Below are 8,819 nucleotides of genomic sequence, written 5' to 3' on the forward strand. Positions count from 1 at the left end.
TTTGCTCGTTGAAGCTGAGCGATCCGGGGTACCCCGGCCCTGCCGAGGCGGTCTGGCGCCGTTCGGCGTTCAATAAAAACCTTCCATAGATAAAAAAGAGGCCGTCTCAAAAATCACTTGAGGCGGCCTCTTCGCAGGGCCATCACTTGCGAAATAAGTTCCCGCCGCCCGCGTTTAAAACTTGCGGCGGGCGCGTGGACTTGCTCACGTTTCTATTCTACCCCGCACTTCGTCATAACTTCTGACAATGTCCTTGAGGATGCCCTGATGTTCGAAATCACGCAGATAGACGATATTGATCTCGCGCTCCATGCTGAGATGCTCGATAGGGCGCACCGCGATTTTTTTCTTTTTCAATTCGTCCAAGCAGGTGCTGCGCGCTAATACCGAAACGCCAAGATTGTGCCGAATCAGATCCTTGATGGTGGCGATATTGTTGATCTCCAGCATCACGTTGAAATCGCAGATAGACATATTTTGCGCTTCCAATGCGGCGACAAAGAGGTTGCGCGTTCCCGAGTCCGGGAGCCGCAGGATCATGCGTTCCTTTTTCAGATCGTCGACCGTCACGATGCTTTTCCGTATCAAAGGATGCTGAGGTCCCACGACCAATACCAAGCAGTCGCTGTCAAGCGTGAGATGGACCAGCGCGGAATCGTTCGTGCGCCCCTCCACCACTGCCAGGTCTATTTCATAGTTTTTCAGCTTGTCATAAAGGTTCGCCGCCACATCGGTGATGATCTTCAGGCTGATGCCGCCGCGGCTGTTGGCGTATTTCGCTAAAGCTTCGGCGATAGCGTTGCTCTCCGCTGTATGAGTAATGCCAAGCGTCAGAGACTTGAGCTGGAGCTTTTCGTTGTTCAGCGCACGATGAAGGTTGCTTATCAGCGCCAGAATACGCTTGGCGTACTTCAGAACGATTTCTCCCTCATGAGTTATATGCAGTTTATTATTGCTTCGTTCAAAGATTTTAACTTTAAACTCGTCTTCCAGCGAACGAATGTGCTGACTCACCGCCGGCTGTGTCAGAGACAGCTGCTCCGCAGCTCTCGTATAATTGCCCAATTCCGCCACTTTCAGAAGAGAATAGAATCTTGAGTCCACCATCAGCACAATCTTCTTTCTTCACTCAAAACGACCTCACTCAAAACACTCGAGAAACGTATTTTGGAAAACGTCGCTGCCTCCTTAAACGACAATCCTAATATATACCATTTCTTCATGAATCGCTAGAATTCACTCCCAAAGCGACACAAAAATTTTCACTCCGATGCGCAAGCTTTTCTCTCCGATGCGCAATAAATTTCAGGAAAAACATAATCGCGGCAATGCAGCATACGCCGTCTGCAATAGGCGTCGCCCATACAAGACCGTAGATCGGAGCGAACAGTCTGAGTAAAAACATCAGCGGGACATCCAGCACACCCTTACGCAAAATGGCCAATATGAACGACTTTTGCCCGCAATTGACTGCTTGAAAGAAAGAAATGATCGAATAGGCATATGCGGAAAAAGGACCGCCAATGCTGAGGATCTTAAGAAACGACGTGCCATATCTCAGCGAGGACGAGCCTTCCTGAATGAAAATGCCGATCAGCTCCGAGCTGAAAAGGAGACAAATCCCCGTGTAAAAGACAGCCAGCGCCACTGAAATCAATTTTGCAGTGTGAACGATAGATTTCATGCGTTTGAAATTCTTGGCCGCATAATTGTATGCAATTAACGGCAAAACTCCCTGTGCCATACCTCGAGTGATGCAGTGAGCCAGCATATTGACTTTTTTAGCAACGCCGATCCCCGCCTGGGCAGTTGTTCCATGAAGCGCCATCAAATTGCCCAAAATCGCATAAGAAATGTTCTCGAAGAGCGTCATGACGCATGCCGGAGAACCTGTAGAAAGGACGCACCTCACGATGCCGCCGCTGAACGCATAGCGGTTCAGCCTGAAGCATAAAATTGACGAACCCTTCCTTTTCCAAATGACAAAGAGGAAATAACCGGCCGCTGCAAAATTCGACAGCGCCGTCGCCAGCGCAGCGCCAGCGACTTCTTCGCCGGCGGGCATGAGCCAGAACATGAACAGAGGATCGAGCAGGATATTCAACACGCCGCCGGCCATAATACCCACGCTTGCCTGAAGGCTTCGTCCCTCCGAACGCAATAAATGCGCCAGAAGCGCGCTCATCGACGCGCCCGCGCCCCCAAAGACAACTGTAAAAACAAGGTACGTGCGGGTATAACCGTGTACTTCGGAGGCCGTGCCGCCAAGCAGATCAATGCAAACATCCATGAAGAGCCATAAGCCGGCCGAATACAGCGCCGTGCCCAGCAGACACGCCCAAAACACAAACGCCGCCGTCGCCGCAGCATGTGCCCGCTGACGCCGGCCAAGAGCACGGGAGATTTCGCTGGCCCCTCCGACGCCGAACAAGTTGGAAATAGCCGATAAAAACATCAAAGCCGGCATACAGATTGTCACTGCGGTCAACTTTGCGTCGCTGCCCGTCATGCCGATAAAAAACATATCCGCCATATTGTACAGAACCAGGATAATCTGTCCCGTTACCGTCGGCAAGGCCTGCCGACAGATAGCTATCAGTACCGGACTGCTCTCAAAAGTCATATATTCTACCGATTTCTCATCCATTGGCTTGCCTCCTTCCCCTCTAGAGACGTAAATTCACATCACAAACGAGCAATATATTTGCGCCCTCCAATCTATTCTCCACGAGGGCTTTTTTTATTGATTACGGGTATTATAGACAACCTTCATCGTTTTTTCTAATAATGATCTCCTAGCCCTTGATAATTTTTCGTTATTCCTCTTTTGCGGGACCGCTCATACTTTTGCAAATCATTACTATAACTGAAGTTGTTGTATAATGATTTGATATAATCGAAAGGCTTGAAGGTCAAGAACAACAAAAAAAGTGTTATATGATTCGCAATTCCTTTGTCAATCATTATGTTTCAATGCTTTTCATCACTCATACCAATTCTTGATAGACAGGAACTCATGCCACGCGTCAGCCAGAATACGCAGCGAAGGTCGTCTCAAAATCGCTTGAGACGGCCTTCGCTTCAGGCTGCTTTTCGATTGTCCGGATCTGCACTTGCTTCTTTATTGAAAAGGAGCGTTTTTCAGGACTCTGCCTCGCTGTTCGGATCACAAAACAACCTTAACAGAAGGCCGTGACGCAGATTGCGGCTGCTGACCGTAATTTCGTTAGCGCCGGTCAGTTCGAGAACGGCCTTGACGATGCAGGCGCCGGCCAGGATCACGTCCGCGCGTTTGGGCTGCAACCCCACGATCCCGCGGCGCTGCTCCAGTGTCTTGGCTGCATAGTCCGCAACCTGAGCGTTTATTTCATCGAGACTCAACGTGGATCCCTGAATCACGTCGGGATCATATTGCGCCATTTTATGCTTTACCGAAGCCATGCTGGTGACCGTGCCGCCCATGCCGACCAGAAACGCCGCGGGGCCGGCGACGCCGCCGCCGGCCAGTTCCTTTTTGATGGCCGCCTGCGCTTCCGCCAGTTTACTCGCGGCGACGGGCGTCTTCGAAAAGTACTGCTCGGTAAAGCGGACGGCCCCCACGTCGAGACTGAACTTTCTCACTACTTTGCCGGCTTTGCTAAAAATAAACTCCGTACTGCCGCCGCCGCTGTCCATCATCATCAGATCGGCCTCAGCGGCCCCTTTGATGCCCGACATGACCGCCATGCAGGAAAGCTGGGCTTCTTCTTCGCCGGCGAGCACATGCACCTCCACACCGCAGAGCTCTTTGACGCGGGCGGTAAAATCTGCGGCATTCTTGGCGGCGCGCAAAGCCATTGTCCCCACGGCGACGATCTCATCAGCTCCGGTCGCTCTCGCTTCCTCTGCAAAATTCGCCACGGACCGCGCGTTGCGCTCCAGCACCTCCGCGCCGATACAGCCGCTGTCCTTCAGACCTTCGCCAAGACAGACTATGTCATTCACGTCCTTGACGACTCTGTACCCTCCTGCTCCGGTTCCTTCTGCCAGACAGAACTTGATCGAGTTGGTGCCGATATCGATGATCGCTTTTCTCGGGGCCATCTTTATCTGCTCCCCGCCGACTTCTTCGTGGTCTGGATATAATTCATGTTCCCCACCTCTGCATATCGAGTTTTTTCATGACCTTCACGATCAGGACCGGAACTTCTTCATGCTCTGCGCACATTATCCGCCGCGCCAGGAATCAATATAAGAAACAGCATAAGGCCGCTCCGCAAAAAACGCTCCTATTCACAACAGAGGCAGGAGCCGAAGATCTCGGCGCCTGCCTCTGTATATGTTATGGTCTGTTCAAGCTATTTTGCTTCAAGAGGCTTGGCCTCAGCCAGGCTCTTGTACACGCAGTAACGTCTCTTGGCGTCGCGCTCGGCCTTCGCATAGAGCTGCTCTGCCATTTCAGGATTGGTTTTGGCCAGCGAGGTATAGCGGCTCTCGCTCATCAGGAAGTCACGGAACGAAGCCTTGGGCTCCTTGGAATCGAGGACGAAAGGATTCTTTCCCTGTTCTTCAAGCTCGGGATTGTAGTGATACAGATGCCAGTAACCGGCTTCCACAGCCTTCTTCTCCTGCTCCTGGCTCTTGCCCATGCCAGCCTTCAGACCGTGGTTGATGCAGGGCGCGTAGCAGATGATCAGCGACGGCCCGTCGTAAGCCTCCGCCTCGCTCAGCACCTTGACCAGCTGGTTCTTGTCGGCGCCCATGGCACACTGAGCCACATAGACGTAACCATAGGTCATGGCAATACGGCCAAGATCCTTCTTGGCAACCTTCTTGCCGGCCGCGGCAAACTTGGCGACAGCGGAAGTCGGCGTGGCCTTGGAAGACTGGCCGCCTGTGTTGGAGTACACTTCGGTGTCGAAAACAAGAACGTTGACGTTCTCGCCGCTGGCAAGGACGTGATCCAGACCGCCGAAGCCGATATCGTATGCCCAGCCGTCACCGCCAAAGATCCAGATGGACTTCTTGACAAGATAGTCAGCCAGGTCGCTGACGCGAGTCAGTTTGGCGTTCAGCTCTTTCTCGCCGAGATCGCAGTCGAGCACCTCGTACACCATCTCAGCTGCGGCCTTGCTGCCGGCTGCGTCGTTGCGAACGTCGTACCATCCCTGCAGAGCCTTGCGAACTTCTTCAGGCAGCTTGTCTGACGCAAGCAGCGCTTCGACATTCGCCGTCAGATCGTTGCGGCTGTTCTTGACGGACATTGCCATGCCGTAACCGTATTCAGCGTTGTCCTCGAACAGGGAGTTCGCCCACGCGGGGCCCTGTCCAAGCACGTTGGTCGTGTAAGGCATGCTGGGAGCGGAAGCGCCCCAAATGGACGAGCAGCCCGTAGCGTTGGCAATCATCATGCGGTCGCCGAAAAGCTGCGTGACCAGCTTGGCGTAGGGAGTCTCGCCGCAGCCGGCGCAGGCACCCGAGAACTCGAAGTAGGGCATGGCAAACTGGCTGTTCTTCATATTGTGAGTGTTGACGCGGTCGGACTTGTCGCTGACATGATCGACGCCGAAATGCCAGTTCTCCGCCTGAGCCATCTGAGAGGCCAGCGGTTTCATCTCCAGAGCCTTTACGGGGCAGATATCGGCACAGTTGCCGCAGCCAAGGCAGTCAAGCGGACTCACCTGCATGCGGAACTGAAGGCCGGCAAGCTCCTTGGGGGTCTTCACCGGCAGCGTCTCGAAACCGGCCGGCTTGTGAGCGGCTTCATCCTCATCGAGCAGCACGGGGCGAATGGTCGCGTGCGGGCAGACCATCGCGCACTGGTTGCACTGGATGCACTTGTCCTTGTTCCACTCGGGAACGAAAACGGCAACGCCGCGTTTCTCGAAAGCGGAAGTGCCGTTGGGGAAGCGTCCGTCCTCGATGCCGACAAAAGCGCTGACGGGCAGTTTGTCGCCTTCCTGAGCGTTAATCGGATCGACGATATCCCTGATGAAATCAGGACGCTCTTCGCAGCAACCGGCAGCTTCGGTCTTGGGAGCGTCGGCCGCCTCGGCCCAGGCCGCGGGGATATCGATCTTCTTCAGAGCGCCGTAGCCCTGATCGACCGCCGCATTGTTCATGTTGATAATATCTTCGCCTTTGCGGCCGTAGGACTTCTGAATGGCGTCTTTCATGTACTTGACGGCGTCTTCCATGGGAATGACGTTGGCCAGCTTGAAGAAGGCCGACATCATGACCATGTTGGTGCGGTTGCCCAGGCCGATTTTCTGAGCGATGTCCGTACCGTCGATCACGTAGAACTGAATGTCGTTCTTGGCCAGATAACGCTTGACCTTGGCCGGGACATTGGCTTCGAGGGCATCCATGCCGGTCCACTGCGTATTCAGAAGGAACACGCCGCCCTTCTTCAAGCCGGCAGTCACATCATACTGGTGCAGATACTCCTGCTTGTGGCAGGCCACAAAGTCGGCGTTCTCGATGAGATAGGTCGACTTGATGGGCTTTTTGCCGAAGCGGAGGTGCGAAACGGTGATGCCGCCCGACTTCTTGGAGTCGTAAGAGAAATAGCCCTGGGCATAGAGATCGGTGTTGTCGCCGATGATCTTGATGGCGTTCTTGTTGGCGCCGACCGTGCCGTCGGAACCGAGGCCCCAGAACTTGCAGCGGATCGTTCCTTCCGGAGCGGCGTTGACCGTCTCGCCCAGAGGCAGCGAATGATAGGTCACGTCGTCGTTGATGCCGACCGTGAAATGATTGACCGGCTTGTAGTTCTTCAGATTGTCGAACACCGCCTTGATCTGCGTCGGCGTCGTGTCCTTGGAACCCAAGCCGTAACGGCCGCCGACGACCAGCGGACGCTCGGCTTCGGCGTATTCCTCGAACAGAGCGCAAACGTCCTGATACAGAGGTTCGCCCAACGCGCCCGGTTCTTTGCAGCGGTCGAGCACGGCGATCTTTTTGACAGTGGCCGGAAGGCCCCTGAAGAAATATTTGGGACTGAACGGACGATACAGATGGACGATGACCAGACCAACCTTCTCGCCGCGGGCCATCAGGTAATCGACCGTTTCCTCGGCCGCCTGACAGGCGGAACCCATGCAGACGATCACCCGTTCCGCTTCGGGATCGCCGTAGTAGTTGAACGGATGGTACTCGCGTCCCGTCAGAGCGGAAATCTGCTCCATGTACTGCGCGACCGTCTCGGGCAGCTCATCGTAAAAACGGTTGCAGGCTTCGCGCGCCTGGAAGAAAATGTCCGGATTCTGCGCGGTCCCCTTGGTGTAAGGATGCTCGGGATTCAAAGAGTCGGCCTTGAACTCGGCAATCGCGTCATAATCGACCAGCTTCGCCAGATCGTCGTAGTCCAGCACCTCGATCTTCTGGACCTCGTGCGAAGTGCGGAAGCCGTCGAAAAAGTTCAGGAAAGGCACGCGCGCCTTGATGGCCGTCAGATGAGAAACGGCGGTCAGATCCATGGTTTCCTGTACGCTGGAGGAAGCCAACATCGCAAATCCTGTGCCGCGACAAGCCATCACGTCGCCATGGTCGCCAAAGATCGAGAGGGCATGCGTCGCCAGGGCACGGGCGCTGACGTCGAAAACGGCAGGCAGGCGTTCGCCGGCGATTTTATACATATTGGGGATCATCAACAGCAATCCCTGCGAAGCCGTAAAAGTCGTCGTCAAGGATCCGGCGCTCAAAGAACCGTGCACAGCGCCTGACGCGCCCGCTTCGGACTGCATTTCCGAGATCTCGACGACCCTGCCAAAAATATTCTTTCTCCCCTGGGCCGCCCATTCGTCGCAGTCTTCGGCCATCGGCGAAGAAGGCGTAATGGGATAAATCGCGGCGACCTCAGTGAACGCATAACTGACGTGCGCTGCGGCCATATTGCCATCCATAGTCTTCCAACGTTTTGCCATTTCGAAACTCCCCCTTGATGATAATTAGGATCTGCTGTATCGATAAAAATCGAAAGGGATTCACCCTTTTCCCTTTGCAACCCCATCCAGCCGTGAAACCAACACACTCTCCCTCGAAGCCCACGTTACGACGACCACATAAAAGACACAGCAATTCCCCTATGTGATTCAAATTCTATCACGAATGCAATAAAAGTTTGTGATTTATCTTAAAAGAAAAACATCGAAAAAAAATTATCGAGCAAAATTGATTTTTGTATACTGTATTTTTCATCATGATGAAGCAAGCACAGAAAAATACAGGATTAGCCCAAGAAACAAAAAAATCAGCGGAGTTCCCTGACATGGAGGGCCCATCCGCCGACAGCGAAAACAAGAGAAAACTAAAGAAGGCGAAAGAAAGCCAAAGAGGACAGCCAAAGAGGACAAGAGAAACATCACAAGGCCGAAGCGAGCAGAGTTTATAAAAAAGGCCGGCCCGCGGCGGGAAAGATTTTCCGCAGCGGGCCGGCGATTTTTGAGCGAAGATTTTTAAGCGAAGATTTTCGAGCGGAGAAAGGAAGAGAAAAAGAGAAGAAGGAAGAAGTAAGGAAGAAAAAAACAGAGACACGGGCGACGACCTACTCTCCCGCGAAGCGAATCGCAGTACCATCGGCGCGTGAGGGCTTAACTGCCGGGTTCGGCATGGGACCGGGTGGACCCCCTCCGCATTTATCACCAGTATCTCTGTTCAATCCGACTTCCGCAACTGCCATGGACGCGTCCACAGCCAGTGCGAAAGCGAAACCTTTTCGTTGTTCTTTTTTCGTTTCTCTTTTTCGTTTCTTCTTTTCGTTTCTCTTCTCTCGAACAGCACGAAACTGAAACAGGTTAAGGCCTCGGTGTATTAGTACCGGTTAACTCAACGTCTCGCAA

At 53.6% G+C, this 8,819-nt stretch carries 5 protein-coding genes and 1 rRNA gene; 1 reads left to right on the top strand and 5 read right to left on the bottom strand.

The features are described from left to right. Positions 1-204: 204 nt before the first annotated feature. From D7D26_RS08400 to nifJ, 4 genes are all read right to left on the bottom strand, one after another. The gene (locus D7D26_RS08400; RefSeq protein ID WP_120372747.1) at positions 205-1,107 is read right to left on the bottom strand and encodes a LysR family transcriptional regulator; all 903 of its coding nucleotides are present in this window, start codon (positions 1,105-1,107) and stop codon (positions 205-207) included. A 112-nt stretch (positions 1,108-1,219) separates the two neighbouring features. Then, the gene (locus D7D26_RS08405; protein WP_120372748.1) at positions 1,220-2,647 is read right to left on the bottom strand and encodes an MATE family efflux transporter; all 1,428 of its coding nucleotides are present in this window, start codon (positions 2,645-2,647) and stop codon (positions 1,220-1,222) included. Between the two features lie 494 nt (positions 2,648-3,141). Next, a complete protein-coding gene (locus D7D26_RS08410) occupies positions 3,142-4,083 on the bottom strand; it encodes a Ppx/GppA phosphatase family protein (RefSeq protein WP_120372749.1) in 942 nt (313 codons plus the stop codon). Between the two features lie 254 nt (positions 4,084-4,337). Continuing rightward, positions 4,338-7,904, bottom strand: a complete 3,567-nt coding sequence (gene nifJ, locus D7D26_RS08415) for a pyruvate:ferredoxin (flavodoxin) oxidoreductase (RefSeq protein ID WP_120372750.1) — start codon at positions 7,902-7,904, stop codon at positions 4,338-4,340. A gap of 254 nt (positions 7,905-8,158) precedes the next feature. On the opposite strand from nifJ, the gene D7D26_RS12640 reads away from it, so the two are divergent. Then, the gene (locus tag D7D26_RS12640; protein ID WP_233543511.1) at positions 8,159-8,371 is read left to right on the top strand and encodes a hypothetical protein; all 213 of its coding nucleotides are present in this window, start codon (positions 8,159-8,161) and stop codon (positions 8,369-8,371) included. Positions 8,372-8,511: 140 nt separating this feature from the next. On the opposite strand, the gene rrf is transcribed toward D7D26_RS12640, so the two are convergent. After that, a 5S ribosomal RNA gene (gene rrf / locus D7D26_RS08420) occupies positions 8,512-8,626 on the bottom strand. Positions 8,627-8,819 lie beyond the last annotated feature (193 nt).

It is taken from the genome of Pyramidobacter sp. CG50-2 (assembly GCF_003612005.1).
Taxonomy (GTDB): Bacteria; Synergistota; Synergistia; order Synergistales; family Dethiosulfovibrionaceae; genus Pyramidobacter.

Coding starts and splice junctions, on each gene's coding strand:
- D7D26_RS08400 (WP_120372747.1), bottom strand. CDS start 1,107: ATGGTGGACTCAAGATTCTATTCTCTTCTGAAAGTGGCGGAATTGGGC.
- D7D26_RS08405 (WP_120372748.1), bottom strand. CDS start 2,647: ATGGATGAGAAATCGGTAGAATATATGACTTTTGAGAGCAGTCCGGTA.
- D7D26_RS08410 (WP_120372749.1), bottom strand. CDS start 4,083: ATGGCCCCGAGAAAAGCGATCATCGATATCGGCACCAACTCGATCAAG.
- nifJ (WP_120372750.1), bottom strand. CDS start 7,904: ATGGCAAAACGTTGGAAGACTATGGATGGCAATATGGCCGCAGCGCAC.